Here is a 17278-nt window from a genome sequence, read left to right as displayed (position 1 = left end):
CATGCCCATCGACGACCTGTTGGACAGTGGACTCCGGATGCTGATCACGTCGATGGTCGACAACGCCGGTCTGACCCGCGCGAAGACAGTCCCGGCGGCGCGTGTCCGTACGGCGGCGCGCGACGGCATCGGGCTGTCGCCGGTGTTCGCGCTGATGTGTACGGACGATGCGATCACCACCTCGCCGCTGGTCAACGGGCCGGTGGGCGACAACCGGCTGATGCCGGATCTCGACGCTGCGGCGCCGCTCGGGCCGGATCGGACTGTCTTCTGGGCGCCTGCGGATCAGCTGTCGCAGGACCATGAGCCGGTCGGAATCTGCCAGCGGTCGGCGCTCCGCCGGCAGGAGGCACGGGCGGTCGCGGCGGGGCTGGAGGTGAAGCTCGGGTTCGAACTGGAGTTCACCGTCTTCAGCGGATCGCGCGAGGAGCCGGCGGTCGCGACGCTCGGACCGGCGTACGGCGTACTCGCCACGCTCGAGCTTGAAACGTTCGCAGACGATGTACTGGCGGCGCTCGAGGTGGCCGGCGTACCTGCGGAGCAGTTCCATCCGGAGTACGCGCAGGGGCAGGTCGAGGTTGCGCTGCCGCCGGCGTCGCCGTTGCAGGCGGCGGACCAGTCGCAGCTCGCGCGGTTGGTGATTCATCGGGTGGCGCGGCAGCACGGGTTGATGGTGTCGTTCGCGCCGATCACGGTGGCGGGGTTCGTGGGCAACGGTGCGCATATTCATTTCTCGGCGACGGTCGACGGGGAGTCGTTCGACGGATTGTCCGAGCCCGCACGGCACTTGATGGCGGGGATCGTGCGCGAGTTGGACGGGCTGACCGGCGTACTGGCGCCGAGCGTGCTGTCCGCGGACCGGCGGAAGCCGAGCAGCTGGGCCGGCGCCTATGCCTGCTGGGGAGTCGAGAACCGCGAGGCTGCGGTGCGGTACGTGCCGGGCAGCGTCACCGGGCGGCCCGGGTCAGCCAACTGCGAGATCAAGATCGGTGATCCGAGCGGCAACGTGTACCTCTCGGCTGCCGCTGTGCTTGCCGCCGCGGTGAACGGGTTGGAGCATGAGCTGACGCTGTGGCCGGGGTACGACCGGGACCCGTCGACGTACCCCGAGCGTGAACAACCGCCCCGGCTGCCGCTGACGGTGGAGGACGCGCTGGTGGCGTTCGAGCGGTCCGCCGTACTGCGTTCGGCGCTGGGGGACGAGATCGTCGAGCCGTTCCTCGCCGTACGGCGGCACGACGCGGCGACGCTCGGGGTGCTGTCGCTGGAGGAGCGGGTGCGGGCGCTGAGATGGCGGTATTGATCGTTTCAAGATGATGTGGCCGCCTGGATCACCTACGGTGATCCTCATGGCGTTCGCTGCGAAGGGGAGCAAGGGCGAGTCGTTCCTTGCGGTGGTGGTCGGAGGCGGTACTGCGTTCGGCCTGATCGTGCTCACGTCCCGGGCCTGGAAGGCCTGCCACGTCGACGCCTCGGGCAGCGTCCCGAACGGCGTGGCCCTGCTCTTCATGGGCCTGCCGCTGGCGCTGATCGTCAATCTGGTCCTCTTCAACATCGTCTTCCGCTATGCCGGCAAGGCGTTCCTCTTCTCCCTCGTCGCCGCCGCACTCGCGATCGCCATCGCCGACCTGGCCCTCTTCTCCTGGCAAGGCACCCCCGCCGGCTCCCCCGGCACCTGCCCCGGCAACATCCCACCCTGGTGGCCCAAGAGCATCCCCACCTAGCAGTACTCCTCAACTACAACCATCCGCCCCCGGGCTCCGTCGTCGAACACCGCCAGCGTGAAGCCTCCGTAGCCACTGGGGTCGGTCAGGCGCAGGCGGACGCGCGCCACCAGGCTGTCCCGCTCTGAGGGCGGCACCTCCGTCATGTCGGAGAGATACACATGCAGGACGCGTACGGCGGGGTCCCGCATCTGGCGCTCCACCCGCCGCCAGCGGAACTCACCACGCCGCATCCGCCAGACGACTCCGTCCGCGGTCCTGCACTGCCGCTCTCGAATCGGCGACGGATAGAACACCTCCATCCCGTCGTCCCCGGTCATGCGCCGACCCCGGGCATCGCAGCCGTCACGAGCACACGGTCGGCGACGACGCTCACCGCTCCTCCCGAGTCGACGAGGTGTGCGCCATCACGCCAGTATTCCGGAAACTGTCGGGGTGGCGGGCTAGGTTGCGGTGTGGTGGTGGTGGCCGACTGAGGAGGACAGATGGTGGCGACGTTCGGGCCGGGGAGCGGGTTGGAAGGGGCGCAGTTCAAGGAGGTGAACCTGCGCGGCGCCCGGTTCGTCGAGGTGGATCTTTCCGGGACGGTGGTGCGCGGGTCCGAGCTGCAAGGCCTGGAGCTCGACTCGCCGTGGCTGTTCGACGGGAACAACACGATGGTGGTCAACGGCGTTGACGTGCTGCCGTACGTCGAGGCCGAGCTCAACCGACGGTTCCCGGGGCGCGAGCTGCAGTGGGCCACGGATCCGGAGGGTCTGCGCGCGGCGTGGGCTGCGTTGGAAGCAACCTGGGCGGCGACGATCGAGCGGGTCGCGGGGATGCCGGAGGGCACCGTCGATGTGTCGGTCGACGGCGAGTGGTCGTTCGCGGATACGTTGCGGCACTTGGTGATGGCGACGGACGCGTGGCTCGGGCGGGCGATCCTGGAGATCGAGCAGCCGTTCCATCCACTCGGCCTGATCTTCGAGGGCGGCGAGGGCGAGGTGGACCGTTCGCTGTTCGTCACCGAGCGCCCGGCGTACGCCGACGTCCTCGAGGCCCGCACCGACCGCAACGCAATGGTCCGCGACTACCTGGCCAAGGTCACGCAAGACGAGCTGGACGCACCCCGCAAGAACCCCTGGAACCCCAACCACGAGGAAACCACCCGCCACTGCCTCCACACCATCCTCGAAGAAGGCTGGGAACACCACCGCTTCGCAGTCCGCGACCTGGCAGTGATCGAGTCCCGCGGCTGACCTCGGCACAACCGCCGGACCCCACTCCAAGCGCGCCCGCGTAGAGCTCGGTTCGGCCTCCAGGTGGTCCGGGCCCCGCAGGTGGTCCTGGGGCGAGTCAGCGCGCGAGACCTCCGCGGCCGCGGGGCCCCTTACCCTTGTTGGCCTTGGCTTCCTCTTCCTCGTCGAGGTCGGCGCCGCGCCCGGAGGCATCCGCCAGCCGATTCAAGTCCCCCGCCGCAATCGCCGCGGCGATGTCCTCGCGAACGGACGCTTCCTTCTCCGCGTCGGACGGACCGGTGCTCATATAAACCTCCACTGCGCTGCCGATTGATAGATGCTGCAAGCAACCACAATCGTCACACCCACAAGGGTCATCATTTGGCCGGAGTGGTTCAGGGGTCCGCCGTGGTACCGGACTGGATCACGGGTCCGAAGTACCAGCCGCGCCATTTGTTGTACGCCGCCGACCACAGGACGAAGGCAGCGGGTGCGTGGTATAGGTGATACGTGGAGGATCCGCCCGGCTACGCACAGAGACAGATCGTGGCGTCGCCAGCACTTGACAGCACCGCCGCGGGGCCGAGGATCGTTGGTGGCGCCAAACGCTGGTGGGGGTGAGCTGTGCTGGGGGAAGCAGCGTTGGTCGGTCGAGGTGAGCAAAGCGAGCTGCTCAAGCGGCGACTGGCCGACGTGCGGGACGGTTTCGCGCGGACGGTGTTGATCGGTGGCGATGCCGGGGTCGGGAAGAGCCGGCTGGTGGGGACGTTCGCCGACTTTGCCCGCGGTACTGGAGCCCACGTCCTGGTCGGCGCCTGTGAGGAGCACTTCGGTGATCCGATGCCGTACCGGCCCTTGCTCGAGCTGTTGGAGAACTTCGGCCGCGAGCACGGCGCGGAGCGGGCGCGGGAGATCGCCGGACCGGCCTACCAGCGGCTGACCGACTTCTTCGAGCTGGGCGCCGACTCGATGAACAGCCCGTCGCAGTTCTTCCTCGCCGTACGCCGGATGCTCGACGACCTCGGCACCGACACCCCGGTCGTGCTGATCATCGAGGATCTGCACTGGGCGGACCCATCGACGCTCGATCTGGTCCGTCACCTCGGCCAGGCCCATCAGGACGACCGCCGGTTGATGCTCGTGGGCACGTACCGCAGCGAGATGAATCGCGACAACCCGTTGTGGAAGCTGCTGGCCGCGCCGACGTTCGTGCGCCGTTCCGAGAGCATCGAGCTCGCCCCGTTCACCCTGGAGGAGCTCAGAGACTTCCTTGCCGCCGTGAGCGGCGGCCGGGTCGACTCGGCGCTGGTCAAGCGCTGCTTCGAATGGTCCGACGGGATTGCCTTCTACGCGGAACAGCTCATCGCCACCAGCACCTTGGAGAGCCTGGAGCACATCCAGCTCCCCTCCGACATGGAGACGGTGGTGCTCACCCGGCTGACCGACGTTGGCCCCGAGGCACTCAAGGTACTGCGAGTGGCCGCTGTCGCCGGGCGCGCGCTGAGTCGCCGACTGCTGCGTACGGTCAGCGATCTCCCCGCGAACGTGCTGAACGATGCAGTGCAGGAGTGCTTCGACCAGCAGATGCTGGTCGACGGACACGATGAGGACGTGTACCGGTTCAAGCACGCGCTGCTCCGCGAGGCGGTGTACCAGCGGACCGTCCGCGGTACTCGGGTCGATCTCCACACGGCGATGGCGGAGGCGCTGGCGTCCGATCCGCGGCTGAGCCTGACCGAGGGCTCGGCGACCGCCGAACAGGCAAGCCATTGGTACCAGGCGGGCGACCATCCGAAAGCACTCGCCTTCGCCGTCCAAGCTGGGCAGCTCGCGGCCCGCACCCTGGCGTTCCCGTCCGCCGAGGTCCAGTTCGACCGGGCACTGCAGTTGTGGCGGCGGGTTGACGATCCGGAGGCGCTGGCCGGAGTCGGAATGGCCCAACTGCTGATCGACGCGGCCGAGGCCGCCCGCTGGTCGGGCCACGTCGATCGGGCCCTCGAGCACATCGGCAAAGCCATCGCAGACGTCACGGACGGCGCCGGGGCGGATCGGCTCGGGGAGCTGCACGAGCGGCTCGCCACGTACCTCGAAGAGGCCGGCAAGCGCAAGGAATCCGTGGTCGCGTTCCACGACGCCGCCCGGCTGCTGGCGCCGGAGCCACCTTCGGCGCTGAAGGCGCGCGTCCTCGCCGCGCTCGGCCTCGCTCAGTTGCGCGCCGGTCACTACGCGGTCGGCGGAGCACAGGCCGAAGAAGCCCTGCTGATGGCGCTCGAGGTCGGCGCGCGGGCCGAGGAGGGTCGGGCGCTGAACATCTCCGGGCTCGCGATGGGCATGCTGAACGAGCCGGAGGGCGAAGTCCGGCTGCGGCAAGCCCTCGACATCGCCGGGGAGGTTCATCACATCGAGGACCGCTTGCGGGCCTACAGCAACCTCGGGCTGATCCTGGAGCACGCCGGCCGGCTGCGGGACTCGGCAGAGCTGACGATGCAAGGGCTCGAGGAGGCGCGGCAACTCGATCTGACGAACACGCGGCAGGGCACGATCCTGGCCAACAACACCAGCGCCGCGCTGGTGCTGCTCGGCAAGTGGGACGATGCCGAGCGAATCATCACCGAGGTGTCGCTGGATCGGCCACCGGCCGAGAGCCTCTACCCGCTCCTCACGCGCGCCGAGATCAAGGTGGGCCGCGGCGAGTACGAGCAGGCACGCGACCTGCTCGCCTCGATCGCCGATGTCCAGCTCGGAGAGGATCCGCGGCTGCTGGGGCCGTTGCACGCAATCCGGGCCGAGCTGGCGATCGGCGACGGCGAGTTGCTCAAGGCCATCGAAGAGGTGAAGGACGGAGTGACGGCCGTCCGGGCCGGCGAGAACAGCATGGAGTTGTTGCGGCTGTGTGCGGTCGGCCTGCGCGCGGCGGCCGATCTTGCCGGCGGACGTGCCGGCAAGACGGACCAGACGGCGGCCATGAGCGCCGGTGACTGGCTGGCCCGCGAGGGGTGGGACGCCGACGCAGCGCCGGCAACCGACGAGCTGAAGCAGCTCGTGCAACTGTGCAAGGCAGAACGACAGCGCATCCAGCGCAAGGACACCGCCGCGTTGTGGAGCAAGGTGGCCACCGGTTGGACCAAGCTGGATCGGCCGTACCCAGCGGCGTACGCCCGATTCCGCGAGGCGGCCGCCCTGGTCGCGGCCGGCGACAAGAGCGCGGCACGGGGGATCGTCCGCGAGGTACACCAGGCGGCTGCTGTGCTACGCGCTGAACCGTTGCGCATCAAGGCCGTCGAGTTGGCGCAGAGGATCAGCCTCAACCTGGATCAGGCGCGACGAACCGAGCTGCCGTACGGGCTCACCCCAGCAGAGTTCGAGACCTGGCGCTTACTTGCCAAAGGCAAGCAAATGGCCGAGATCGCCGCCGAGCGTCACGTGACGCGGCGGACGGTCGAGACCCAGCTACGCGCCATCTACCGAAAACTGGGTGTGCACAACGCCACCCAGGCGGTGGTCCGGGCGCACCGGGACGGCCTGTTCGACTGAGCCGGACTGTCCGTCAGAGACGGGCATGACGCGAAAAGCTCTTCTCATCGGTGCCCAGACGAACAACCTGACCGGTGTGCTCAACGACGTCGAGGCGATGGCGGGTGCGCTCGAGCCTCGCGGCTTCGCGATCGAGCGTCTGGTGACGCCGCAGGCCACCCGGGCCGCGGTGCTCGACGCGTACGAGAAGCTGATCGTGGACGCCGGAGCGGACGACGCCGTCGTGATCTACTACAGCGGTCACGGTGGGCGCCTGCAGGCGCCGGACGACCGGGATCTGCAGTTCATCGTGCCGGACGACTACCACGACTCCGACGACGAAGACTTCCGCGGGATCACCGGCGTCGAGCTGTCTGTACTGCTCGCTCGGCTCACCACCCGGACGGCCAACGCCACCGTCATTCTCGACTGCTGCCACGCCGCGCACATGTCACGCCACCCTGGCCTCCGGGTCAGGTCGTTGCTGCGGCCGGTCATCTGGAAGCCGACGTACGAGGTCGTCAAGGAGCATCTGGACCGGCTCACGGCCGGCGGTCTCGACGTGGCGAAACGTCCAATGGTCGGCAACTCGCGCGCCGTACGAGTGGTCGCCTGCTCGCCATCGGAGTCGGCCTGGGAGAGCGCGAACCGGGACGGTGTACAGATGGGGCTGCTGACCGATGCCTTGTCCCGGGCTCTCCGCGGGGCCGAGGGGCTTCGGGTCAACTGGTCCACCCTGATCGACACGGTCCGCCGCGACGTACAGGATCTGGCGCCGACCCAACGGCCAGAGGCGGAAGGACCGTCCGAACGACAGCCGTTCGAGACCACCGACTCCAAGCCGCTGGGCACGCTGCCGGTCGCGATGCTCGGACCGGACCGGATCCAGCTGCTCGGCGCGCCGCTGCTGGGCGTCGAGGCGGGCGACGAGTTCGCCATCATGCCGGCCGCTGCCACCGGACCGGAGGACGGGCCGGCGATCGGGTCGGCGACGGTGGATCGAGTCCTGCCCACGGTGGCGCTGGCGGCGCTGCGGCTCCAGAAGCCCGACGAGAGCATGCCCCTGGACGCTCGCGCTCACCGCACTCGCGCCGCCGCTCCCGCCCTGCCGGTGCGGCTGCCTGAGGACCATCCGGTGACCGCGGACCTGGTCAAGGCGATGTCGATGCGGCCGCTGCTGCGACTCGCGGATCCGACCACGGACGGCCAGGTTCCGATCGAGGTTGCCCTCGACGCACAGGGCGAGCTGGTGGTACGCGACAACGGCGTACCGCTCCATCCGCCGTACCCGGCGACGACGCTCGGCATCAACTCCGTCATGGGCAACCTGCAGCGGATCGCGCAGGCCGACGCGCTACGCCGGCTGGCGGGAGATCGTGCCAGACCGCTGTCGCACGGTGTCGTGTTCGAGTGGGGCCGGGTACAGAACGACCAGGAAGAGCCGCTCCCCAGGACGGGTGCGTTGGTCTTCGCGTACCCGAAAGAACGCGTGTTCTTCCGGCTCCGGAACACCGGCGACCAGGCGATGTTCGTGTCGCTGATCGACATCGGCATCGCGTCCCGGATCTCCGTCCTCACCGCGACCGACCCCGGCGGTATCCGGCTCGCTCCGGGCGCCTCGTACACCTACGGCTGGAACGAGGACCTGCGGCGACTCACCGGGGTGACGATGACCTGGCCGGACGGTGTCGAGACGACGGACGCGCGGCCGGAGACGGTCCTTGCCCTGATCAGCGACGGACCGGTCGATGTCGGGCCGCTGCGGCAGCGGGGCGTTCGAACCGCCGCCGAGCCACGGTCGGAGGCATCCGAGCTCGAGCGGCTGCTGGTCCAGATCAGCACCGGGAGCACCCGCGAGGTCGGCGACGCTCCTGCTTCCTCGGTCCGCTACTCGGTTGAGCCGATCGATTTCATGGTGAGCCCGACCCCGCCGCCCACCGCGGAGCGGGCGAAGTTCCTGATCGACGACCGGCCGCAGCAACCGGTGCGTCTGCTCGCGACTCGCGGCTTGGCCCCGGCCAAGGTCGCTGTCCGGATCGCCGAGCTGTTCGTCCATCGCAACCGGGCGTTGGGCAGCGCCGACATCCGGCTGGACGCTGTGGTGCTGACCGGCGGGGCCGGCCAGCAGCCGGTTTATCGGGCACAGACCACACGGTTCAGCAACATCCGCGACGGCGAGCGGCTGCCGCTCGACAACCTGCTGATCTACCACGGGCCGGCCGCGGAGTTCCTCGACATTGCCGTGTGGGTCTCGCGCGACGCGACGGGCAGTCTCGCGCTCAGCGACCTGCTGGAAGAGAAGTTCAACAATCCCGCAGTGGGCGCCGCGGCCACGACGGTGGCCGGGCTCGCGATGAGCTCGCCGCACGCCGCCGCTGCGGTCGCCGCGGCCGGAGCCGGGGCCGTGCTGGTGAACACGGCCTACGACCTGCTGACCCGCGTCGTCGGTCAGAGCATCGGGCTCTACCGGACCTCCCTGCTCGCGCAGGAGCAGTTCGGAATTGGCCGCCACGTCCGGCATCCGCAGGATTTCTCCTTCACATTCTCGGTCGAGGCGGTGGCCGAATAAAGCCGCCCCGAACGTCCAACAACGCTCGCCTGCCGAGCATTATCGAAAGGTAACAGCATGACACCGGAAAGCAATCGGCTGACCAAGAAACTCGTCATTGGCGAGCAGCAGTGGGGCATCGCGGACGCGGACGCGGACGGCATCGCCCGACTCGTTCGCGACGCGATGACCGGACGTACGACGGTCGAGCTGCAGCTGTACGACCCGGCCGGTCACGCGGTCACGGTGTTCCTCAACGGGGCGGCCGCAGCCAGCGTGGTCATCGACCTGACCACCGGACCGAGGCCCAGCGAGATGTCCTGACCGCGCTCTGACCACGGGCCGGGTTTCCCTGGGAACCCGGCCCGTACGTATGCCGGGACGGCTATTTCCGCAGCCCGTACGTATTTCCCGGTATCTCTTTGCAAATCCTACTTCCGGCCATTTCTCGACCTCGACGATCGATCCAAGTCGAAACAGAGGAGTGCGTCGTGACCTATATCGAGGAACCGTCGGCCGCCGCGGACGATGTACGTCGGCTGGCCGGCGCGGGACAGCTCAAGGACCGGTTCTGGGACGCCTCCCGGGACGAGCAGCGCCGGCTACGCGCCGGCGCCGCCGAGATCGCGGGACCACTGGTGTACGAGCGGGTGACCCGGCCCGTCGAGCGTCGACGTCACCACTACGAGTGCGCCACCACTCTGCAGCGGATGCTGCCCGACTGCCTGGACCGCTTCCACGACGATGTGGACGCGGTCCTCGACGATCTGTTCGCCCACGCGAAGATACCGATCGCGAACCTCGAGGGCTGGATCACTTCGCGGCTGCGGCGCGCGACCATCGAGGGACATCGCCGCCGCCGTGGCGAACGTGGTGCTCCGCAGCGGCCGCGCGTACCGGCCTGGCTCGCCGAGGAGCTCGAGCACGACGCCTGGCTGATCGACCTGGCCAAGGCGACCCTGGAGTGGGTCGGCACCGACGCGACCGCCGGATCCCTGCTGTGGCCGCTGAACGCGTTCGCCGACCGCCGCGCCGCCTTCACCGGGAACCACACCGCCGGCGAGGCGGTGGTCGCCGGCGAGCTCGAGGTCGTACTGGCCGCCATGCGGAGGCGGCCCGCCTGGTACGCGAAGTACGTCGAGCGCCCGATCGGTCGCAAGCCCGCGCAGGTTTGGTATCCGCCGTACTCCGCGGCCAACGACAGCGCGGAGCCGACGCCGTTGGCTCTGGTGGATCCGCACGAGCGCGACGACGCGGTACTGCGCGAGATCGCGAGCGTCGCCATCGAGATCATCGGCACCCGCATCAACGGCGGCGAGGACGTTACGACGGCGGTCATCGACGTACTGGCCGCGATGTTCGGCAGCCTGGCCGACTCGGACGACCTGGAGAACGAGGAGGAGACCTCTCAGATCGCCGCCCTGATCGACGATCCGGTCAAGCTCAAGCGGATCGTGGCGACGGTCCTCGAGATTCTCGGCGACGGCGGGCTGGGGGACGTCACCTCGTAGCGCCTGCGGACCGTCCGTCAGAACAGTGAGGAGGCACATCGAGGAGGCAGGGCATGGACCAGGACGGGTCGGACCCCAGGGCTTGGGGACGGGCACAAGCAATCTTCCGCCTGATGGAACTGCAGAAGGCAGCGGCCGCCCGCGAGCTGGCCGACCCGCGCGCGGCGCTGGTCGAGGTGGACGAGTTGGCGGCGACGTTCGCGTCCGATTCGCAGGTGCAGACGCTGGTCAAGGCCACACACGCGATCCTGGGCATGACCATTGGCATCGGATACGCCGATGTGCCCGCACTGCGCCAGGTGTACCAGGAGATGGCCGACCTGATCGGTGACCAGGCCGATCCGACCATGGGAACGATGCCGGGTTTCCTTGACGCCCTGCAGTCACACCAGAGCGGCGACACCTCAACCTCGCTCGCTCTCCTCTCCGAGACGCTGAAGCAGTACGAGGCACTGCCGGACTCGAGCTTCCTGCGGCAGCAACTGGTGGAAGCAGGGCCTGCGTTCGAGCTGATGCGGTTGCTGCACGACTACGACCCGGACCGCGACAACGCCGAGCACACCCGGTTGCTCGCGGAGGTACGCAGCCTTGCGGCGAAGCCGGGCCTCACCGACGGCGAACGCGCATTGTTCCTGGCTGTCGCGGGTGGTGCGGCGTTGAAGCAGGGCGGCGAGCAGGATCGCGTGCGGATCGACGCCGGAATCGCCGACCTGCGTAAGGCGGTGACGCTGACCTCCGACGACCATCCGGAGCACGTTCTGGAGCTCGCCAGCCTCGCGCTGGCCGTCTACCGCCGTTCGGAGGTCACTGGATCACTCACGGATGTCGACGAGGCGATCGCGCTCCTGGAACGAGCCCGAGATCTGGCCGGGGGACCCGCGCATCCACACTGGAGCTACGTCAATTCCATGCTGGCCGAGCTGCCTCGGCGCCGAGCTGAGAACCTGTCGTCGAGTCCGCCGGCGTTCGACGCGCTCCGTGGCTATGCCTGGCAGGTGCTGCTACAGCCAGATCCAGGTAGTGCCCGCGCAGTCGCCCAGGAGGCGGCGGAGGAGGCCATCGCGGAGGCCGGCCGCGCCCTCGTCGGCGGCAACCCCTCGGAGGCGCTGCGTGTGCTGGACGCCGGACGAGGGCTGGCGTTGTTCGCGGCCACCGAGCTGCGTGATCCTTGCACCCGGCTGATCGACGCCGGCGCGGTCGAGCTGGCGAAAAGATGGCGGTCGGAGGAGCGGCCATCGGCCCGGCTGCGGGAAGAAGTCATCGAGGTACTGACGCGCGAAACCGACCTGCTCGATCCACCAACCTTCGTGGAGATCCAGGAAGCGCTGGGCCGACTCGGCGCTGACGCTCTGATCTATCTGGTGCCCGCCACTCCGCCGACGGCGGGCTGGGCCGTGATCGCTCCGGCTGAAGGTGCTCCGCGGTTTCTGTCGCTGCCCAACCTCGCGGTCAAAGGGAAACTGGAGCTCGAGCGCTATCTGGCCGCTGCGACCGAAAGAGATGTGGAACTTCCCCCTCCTCCCACCAGAGAGGTCGGCTCGGTCGCGTCGACCGAGTTCATGGAAAGCCTCGACTCCTTGTGCAGCTGGGCGTGGAAGGCTGCCATCGGACCGATCCTCAAGCCGTACCTCGACAACACCTCGGACCGGACACCGCGGCTGGTGATCATTCCGATGGGCGAACTGGCCCGGGTCCCGTGGCAGGCGGCTCGCCGGCCGGACGGCAAGTACCTGGTGCAACTCGCCGCCGTGTCACAGGCCGCCTCGGCCCGAATGCTGTGCGCCTCGGCCGCAGCAACGCCGGTGCAGCCGACAGCAGGTGGGCTGATGATTGCCGACCCGAAGACCGGCAGACCGGCATCGGACCTCCTGTCGGCGCGCCTCGAGGCGTATGCGATCCACCGGACTTTCTATCCCGGTGCGACCTATATCGGTCGACGGCCGGACGGCACGGTCAGCGGTTCAGGTGCGGGCACCCTCGAGGAGGTCCTCGCCTGGCTGCAGGCCGACGGCGCACACGCGGGGGCGATGGTCCACTTCGCGACCCACGGACTGATCACTTCCGATCCTGTCCGCGCTTCGTCTCGCTTGCTCCTGGCCGGCGGCGACCTCACCGCCGAGGAGCTGATCCGAGTCCTCGACACCGATCGGCATCCCCTCGGACTCGTGGTCCTCGCCGGGTGCCACACCGGCGAATCGATCTACGGCTACGACGAGGCATACAGCCTCGGCACCGTGTTTCTCGCAGCAGGCGCCCGGTCGGTGCTCTCGACCCAGTGGAGCATCCCGGATCAGGGCACTTCGCTGCTGATGTACATGTTCCACCACTTCCTGATCACCGGACACAGCTCACCGCGGGACGCGCTCCGCAAGGCGCAACTGTGGATGCTCGACGGCGCTCGCGAGGTACCTCGGGCCATGCCGGCGCCGCTGCGCCGGATGCTCGCGGACACCGACCCCACACAGATCGTGTCCTGGGCCGGCTTCGTCCACTGGGGACAGTGACCGACCGAAAGGTGACAGTGCCATGGATATCGGGCAACTCGTACGACGCGGACAAGAGCTGGGCATGAGCTACTGGCGTGCCGGACCAGGAACACCTGGTGCGCTGGGCTATCTGTCCGAGGCGATCTCGACATTCGGTGAGGCTCACAAGTTGCTGGGGCCTGAGGACCCGGTGCGTGGACACGTCGGCTGGCAACTCGGCTGGCTGCTCTGGGCTCGCTACAGCACGCACGGGGGCTCGCCGCAGGATCGGGAAACCGGCATCAAGGTGTTCGGCGAGGCGCTCAGCAGCCCAGGCATGCAGCCGGCGCAGACCACGATCGCGCACCTGGCCCTCGGCCAGCTGTACCTGACCCGCGCGGTGGAAGCGATGAACCCGATGGCGGCGCGCGGCGGCTTCCTGGGTGGGACGTCCGGGACGGCGAAGGCCGACGTGGACCTGGCGATCCGGTGTTTCCGCCAGGTTCTCGACGGCGCCGCGATCGCACCTGAGCTCACCACGACTGCCGAAACCCTCCTCACGATCGCAGAGGCGATCCGGCCCCTGCTCAGTGGTGATCTGGCCGGCGTCGACATCAGCAAGGTCATGGGTGTCATGACCTTGCTCCAAGACATGCAGCGCGGCGGCGGACCGTTCGCGCGACCAGGTGCCGCCGGAATGCCGTCGCCGTTCTCGTTTCCCATCGACCTGACCGACGTCGATCCGCTCGACTATCCCGTTCTCGACGCGCAGGGCTGGGCTCCAGAGACGCCAACGCCTCCGCCGCGTCGGCCTGCTCCGGTGCTGGTTGCGCCTGTGGCGCCTGACGCGGCCCGGCAGGCCGCGCGCAAGCAGTTGGCAGGTTTGTCGGAGCTCCCGTCGCGGCCGGCCTGGGAGCAGGCGTTGGCTCTTCTGCAGTTGGGGCCGGAGCAGATGCCGGTCGCAGGTTTGGATGCGTTCATCGGCGCGGCTGTGAACGCAGCTTACGCAGCTCACGCAGCCGACGCGGCCGGCGACGAGGCGGTCGAGGCTGGGCTCGATCACTTGCTGGCGGCAACCGGACTCTGTCTGCGAGAGCGGCGCGACGGCAGCGGATGGGGCGACGAGGACGCCGACACCAACCTGGCCGCCGCGGAGCAGCTTCTCACCGCAGCCAAGCTCATCCCGGCCGATCACCTCGCGGCCGCTGCTGTCGTCGACGCGCTCGGTGGCATGCTCGACGAGACGCGACCATTGGCCGGGCAGATCCTTGGTCAGTTCGAGGCATACGCGGCCGAGGTGTCGTTACGCCCGGCCTCGGTGGTCGCGCTGAGCGAACTGTGCCGCATGGCGGGCTCCGGTCGTAGCGGCGATCCAGAGCCTTTGGCGGCAGCGGTCAGCGCAGTACAGGAGGGTCATTTCGCGTACGCCGCCCTGTCGACCGCAGTACAGCAGGTTCGACTCGCGGCGGCGGTGCGCGCGCGCGATTCCGTCGCCGTCCGCACAGCGCTCGGATCAGCGCCGGAGGGGCTCGCCAAGCTGCTCGATGGGCTGATCCACCGGCCGGAGACGCTTCGCGCCACCGTCGACGAGCTCGCCCGTGGTGCTGTGCCGCCTCGCTCGGCCGCAGTGATTGGCGCGACCTATCTCGAATTGCATCCCGAACAGAGGGATCTCGACACCGCCATTCGCCTGCTGTCCAGTGCGGTCGAAGAGCTCGGCGACGCCTTCGCGGGTCTACGCACTCGCTCATGGTGGCGGCTGGCCACGGCGTACCGGCACCGCGGTCGGCGCGGAGACTCTGACCTGAGCCGCGACGCCGGGATGAACGCGTTGCGCGGCGGCGGTCAGGACAAGGAGAGCGCGGCTTGGTTCGCCGGGCAGATGCTGGCCGACGGGCACAGCGCGGAGGCGTTCACCGCTCTCGAGGTTGCCGCCACTGCGTCCGGTCGATCAGTTCAGCTCGCCGAGGACGTTCTCGACGTCGTACTCGGCATCGAACCGCAGGCCTTGCCACCCGTAGAGGTACCGACGCCGACAGAGGTTGCCGCTGCGGTACGGCGGGTCGAGGCCGCCGCGCTCATTTACCTGCATCCCACCGATGATGCGGGCCGCACCGTCGGTGTGTTGTGCTTGGATCCGGTCAGCGATCGCCTCGACATTCTCGGGAATGTTCCGGTGAACGGTCAGCTGCCGCTCGACGACCCCGGCTGGTCAGCGATCACGCGGCGGTGGAGTGGCGGTACCTTGCTCGTCGCTGCCAATGGCGAGCTCGGCCGGATCGCCGTGCCCGCAGTACGCACCAGCGCGGGTCATCACTTCGCCCAGGATGTCAGCGTCAGCTACGTGTCGTCCGGGGGCCGCGTGATCGACCTGGCCGATCGTCCGGCAATCCCGGTCACCGACGCGCCGCTGTTCGTGGTCAACCCACGGGGTGATCGCGATCTCGAGATGGCCGAGGTCATGGTTCTCCGGCGGCTGTTCTACCCGAGTTCGACGTGTGTGGGACGGGCAATCGAGCTGGTGGACGCGGCAGGGACGACAGCGGACGTCGTGGGTCGCCTGCGCGGCGCCTCGATGACGCATCTGGCGTGCGGGCTGCGACACGGCGAAGTACCAGGACTTCTCCTGGCCAATGGGGACGTGCTCGACGTACGCGATGACAACACGCAGGGTCAGGGGTTGGTGGTTCTGGCGGAGCCGAGTTCCGAAGGATTCGTAGCTGTCGCCGACGCGTTCCTCGACGCAGGGTTTTCCAGCGCCATCGGCTGGCAATGGGCCGTTCCGGCGCAATTCGCGGAGCTCGCCCTTTTCATGACTCACCTGATGCACGTCGACCACGGCCTCCCGCCGGCGGCGGCAGTGAACGCCGTACACCGGTGGATGCTCGACCCCGATCGTGTCTTGCCACCGCTGCTGACCGGCGCCCACGTCAAGACTGTCGAAACGGTCGACCTCACCCGTCCGGCGCTCTGGGCCGCGCTGGCCTGCCGCGGCCGCTGAGCGGGGCCGGTCATGTCCGATCACAACGAGCAGCTACGAAATCTGTGTCTGGAAGAGTTACGTCGCGCGGTCGACACGCGGCTTCGGGGCGGCGCTGACCCGGGAGAGTTGTCCGCCGAACTCAGCCAACGCCTGCGGCGCCTTCGCCGGATGCGTCACCAGGATCGCGCACACCAACCCACTCCGAGCAGCGACTCAGCTTGATCGGCTCCAGGCCGGCACTGCGACGGCCTGGAGATCCCGGATCGGTTCGCGTCAGTCGAGGCAGAATTCGTTGCCCTCGATGTCCAGCATCGTCAGGCAGGACTCGTTGACCCCGTCGGCGACCTGGAGGTACGCGCGCGTTGCGCCGAGGGGGATGAGGCGGGCGCATTCCGCCTCGAGCGCGGCGAGGCGTTCGTCGCCGACCAGGCCGGTTCCTACGCGTACGTCGAGGTGGACCCGGTTCTTCACGACCTTGCCTTCGGGGACGCGTTGGAAGAACAGGCGGGGGCCGACGCCGGTGGGGTCGACGCAGGCGTAGGCGGACCCCTGCTGCTCGGTTGGGAGGGACTGGTCGAAGTCGGTCCAGGACGCGAAGCCCGGGGGCGGCGGCGGTACGACGTACCCCAGCACCTCGCACCAGAACCGGGCCACCCGCTCCGGATCCGCACAGTCGAAGGTGACCTGAAACTGCCTGACCGATGCCATGGCCCCACCCTAAGGTCGCGCTCCGGTCCGCTCCAGGTCGTTTCCGGGCTGCTCCGGCGTATGGCGCGTTGGGCCCGCAAGGCAGAATCGGCGTGTGAAGAAGCCCGACGCACAACCCGTGGTCGCGCGGAACCGGAAGGCTGCGCACGACTATCACCTGGGCGAGTCCTGGGAGGCCGGGATCGTGCTGCAGGGTCCGGAGGTCAAGGCGCTGCGGGCCGGGCGGGCGTCGCTGGTCGGCGGGTTCGCCATGGTCGAGGAGCGGGAGATCTGGTTGCACGGGGTACACATCCCGCAGTACTCGCAGTCGCGCTGGTTCGAGGGCGGCGCCCGCCGCAAGCGGAAGCTGCTGCTGCACCGCGCCCAGATCGACAAGATCGAACGCAAGGTCAACGAGGGCGGCCTGACGCTCGTCCCGGTCGCGCTCTACTTCAAGGACGGCCGCGCGAAGGTGGAGATCGCCCTGGCCCGCGGCAAGAAGACCTGGGACAAACGCCATACCCTCGCCGAACGCGAGGCGACCCGCGAGATCGAGCGCGCGGTCAACCGCCGGTTGAAGGGCCGCCGGGACTGATCCGTTGGCGGAAACTGTTGCGGCAAGCCTGTCGG

General features: G+C 68.6%; 13 protein-coding genes. 10 read left to right on the top strand and 3 right to left on the bottom strand.

Going from position 1 to position 17278, the window contains the following annotated elements; all coding sequences use genetic code 11:
- The first annotated feature begins 1 nt into the window (after position 1).
- The gene (locus AB0E69_RS12820) at positions 2-1303 is read left to right on the top strand and encodes a glutamine synthetase family protein (RefSeq protein ID WP_360143438.1); all 1302 of its coding nucleotides are present in this window, start codon (positions 2-4) and stop codon (positions 1301-1303) included.
- Between the two features lie 46 nt (positions 1304-1349).
- Complete coding sequence (locus AB0E69_RS12815) at positions 1350-1724, top strand: hypothetical protein (RefSeq protein WP_360143435.1); 375 nt, start codon at positions 1350-1352, stop codon at positions 1722-1724.
- On the opposite strand, the gene AB0E69_RS12810 is transcribed toward AB0E69_RS12815, so the two are convergent.
- Positions 1721-2044, bottom strand: coding sequence for a hypothetical protein (locus AB0E69_RS12810; RefSeq protein ID WP_360143432.1), 324 nt, complete (start codon positions 2042-2044; stop codon positions 1721-1723). The genes AB0E69_RS12815 and AB0E69_RS12810 overlap by 4 nt on opposite strands.
- A 165-nt stretch (positions 2045-2209) precedes the next feature.
- Here AB0E69_RS12810 and AB0E69_RS12805 point away from each other — a divergent pair, with 165 nt between their 5' ends.
- Complete coding sequence (locus AB0E69_RS12805; RefSeq protein ID WP_360143429.1) at positions 2210-2962, top strand: DinB family protein; 753 nt, start codon at positions 2210-2212, stop codon at positions 2960-2962.
- Positions 2963-3059: 97 nt separating this feature from the next.
- Here the strand turns inward: AB0E69_RS12805 and AB0E69_RS12800 are convergent, their stop codons facing one another.
- Entirely contained in the window at positions 3060-3248 is a 189-nt protein-coding gene (locus AB0E69_RS12800) for a hypothetical protein (protein WP_360143426.1), read from the bottom strand.
- Between the two features lie 317 nt (positions 3249-3565).
- Here AB0E69_RS12800 and AB0E69_RS12795 point away from each other — a divergent pair, with 317 nt between their 5' ends.
- The 6 genes from AB0E69_RS12795 to AB0E69_RS12770 all read left to right on the top strand — a co-directional run bounded on the left by AB0E69_RS12795 (position 3566) and on the right by AB0E69_RS12770 (position 15979).
- The gene (locus tag AB0E69_RS12795) at positions 3566-6475 is read left to right on the top strand and encodes an AAA family ATPase (protein ID WP_360143423.1); all 2910 of its coding nucleotides are present in this window, start codon (positions 3566-3568) and stop codon (positions 6473-6475) included.
- 25 nt (positions 6476-6500) lie between these two features.
- A complete protein-coding gene (locus AB0E69_RS12790) occupies positions 6501-9023 on the top strand; it encodes a caspase family protein (protein WP_360143420.1) in 2523 nt (840 codons plus the stop codon).
- Positions 9024-9080: 57 nt separating this feature from the next.
- Positions 9081-9326, top strand: a complete 246-nt coding sequence (locus AB0E69_RS12785) for a hypothetical protein (RefSeq protein ID WP_360143417.1) — start codon at positions 9081-9083, stop codon at positions 9324-9326.
- A 167-nt stretch (positions 9327-9493) separates the two neighbouring features.
- The gene (locus AB0E69_RS12780) at positions 9494-10513 is read left to right on the top strand and encodes a hypothetical protein (RefSeq protein WP_360143414.1); all 1020 of its coding nucleotides are present in this window, start codon (positions 9494-9496) and stop codon (positions 10511-10513) included.
- A gap of 53 nt (positions 10514-10566) precedes the next feature.
- Entirely contained in the window at positions 10567-13017 is a 2451-nt protein-coding gene (locus AB0E69_RS12775; protein WP_360143411.1) for a CHAT domain-containing protein, read from the top strand.
- Positions 13018-13081: 64 nt separating this feature from the next.
- Complete coding sequence (locus AB0E69_RS12770) at positions 13082-15979, top strand: CHAT domain-containing protein (protein ID WP_360143408.1); 2898 nt, start codon at positions 13082-13084, stop codon at positions 15977-15979.
- A 255-nt stretch (positions 15980-16234) separates the two neighbouring features.
- Here the strand turns inward: AB0E69_RS12770 and AB0E69_RS12765 are convergent, their stop codons facing one another.
- The gene (locus AB0E69_RS12765; protein ID WP_360143405.1) at positions 16235-16669 is read right to left on the bottom strand and encodes a VOC family protein; all 435 of its coding nucleotides are present in this window, start codon (positions 16667-16669) and stop codon (positions 16235-16237) included.
- A 94-nt stretch (positions 16670-16763) separates the two neighbouring features.
- Between AB0E69_RS12765 and smpB the strand changes: the two genes are divergently transcribed.
- Positions 16764-17243 carry an SsrA-binding protein SmpB gene (gene smpB, locus AB0E69_RS12760; protein ID WP_360143402.1) on the top strand — a complete coding sequence of 160 codons (480 nt, stop codon included), beginning with the start codon at positions 16764-16766 and terminating at the stop codon, positions 17241-17243.
- The last annotated feature ends 35 nt before the right edge of the window (positions 17244-17278 follow it).

Origin of the sequence: Kribbella sp. NPDC026611, from assembly GCF_040638345.1 — a bacterium.
Classification (GTDB): domain Bacteria; phylum Actinomycetota; class Actinomycetes; order Propionibacteriales; family Kribbellaceae; genus Kribbella.
The sequence above is the reverse complement of the archived record's forward strand: the minus strand, read 5'-3'. Positions and strand labels throughout refer to the sequence as shown.

Excerpts from the sequence above, each read along its gene's own strand:
- AB0E69_RS12820 (WP_360143438.1), top strand. The coding sequence starts at position 2 with ATGCCCATCGACGACCTGTTGGACAGTGGACTCCGGATGCTGATCACG.
- AB0E69_RS12815 (WP_360143435.1), top strand. The coding sequence starts at position 1,350 with ATGGCGTTCGCTGCGAAGGGGAGCAAGGGCGAGTCGTTCCTTGCGGTG.
- AB0E69_RS12810 (WP_360143432.1), bottom strand. The coding sequence starts at position 2,044 with ATGACCGGGGACGACGGGATGGAGGTGTTCTATCCGTCGCCGATTCGA.
- AB0E69_RS12805 (WP_360143429.1), top strand. The coding sequence starts at position 2,210 with ATGGTGGCGACGTTCGGGCCGGGGAGCGGGTTGGAAGGGGCGCAGTTC.
- AB0E69_RS12800 (WP_360143426.1), bottom strand. The coding sequence starts at position 3,248 with ATGAGCACCGGTCCGTCCGACGCGGAGAAGGAAGCGTCCGTTCGCGAG.
- AB0E69_RS12790 (WP_360143420.1), top strand. The coding sequence starts at position 6,501 with ATGACGCGAAAAGCTCTTCTCATCGGTGCCCAGACGAACAACCTGACC.
- AB0E69_RS12785 (WP_360143417.1), top strand. The coding sequence starts at position 9,081 with ATGACACCGGAAAGCAATCGGCTGACCAAGAAACTCGTCATTGGCGAG.
- AB0E69_RS12775 (WP_360143411.1), top strand. The coding sequence starts at position 10,567 with ATGGACCAGGACGGGTCGGACCCCAGGGCTTGGGGACGGGCACAAGCA.
- AB0E69_RS12770 (WP_360143408.1), top strand. The coding sequence starts at position 13,082 with ATGAGCTACTGGCGTGCCGGACCAGGAACACCTGGTGCGCTGGGCTAT.
- AB0E69_RS12765 (WP_360143405.1), bottom strand. The coding sequence starts at position 16,669 with ATGGCATCGGTCAGGCAGTTTCAGGTCACCTTCGACTGTGCGGATCCG.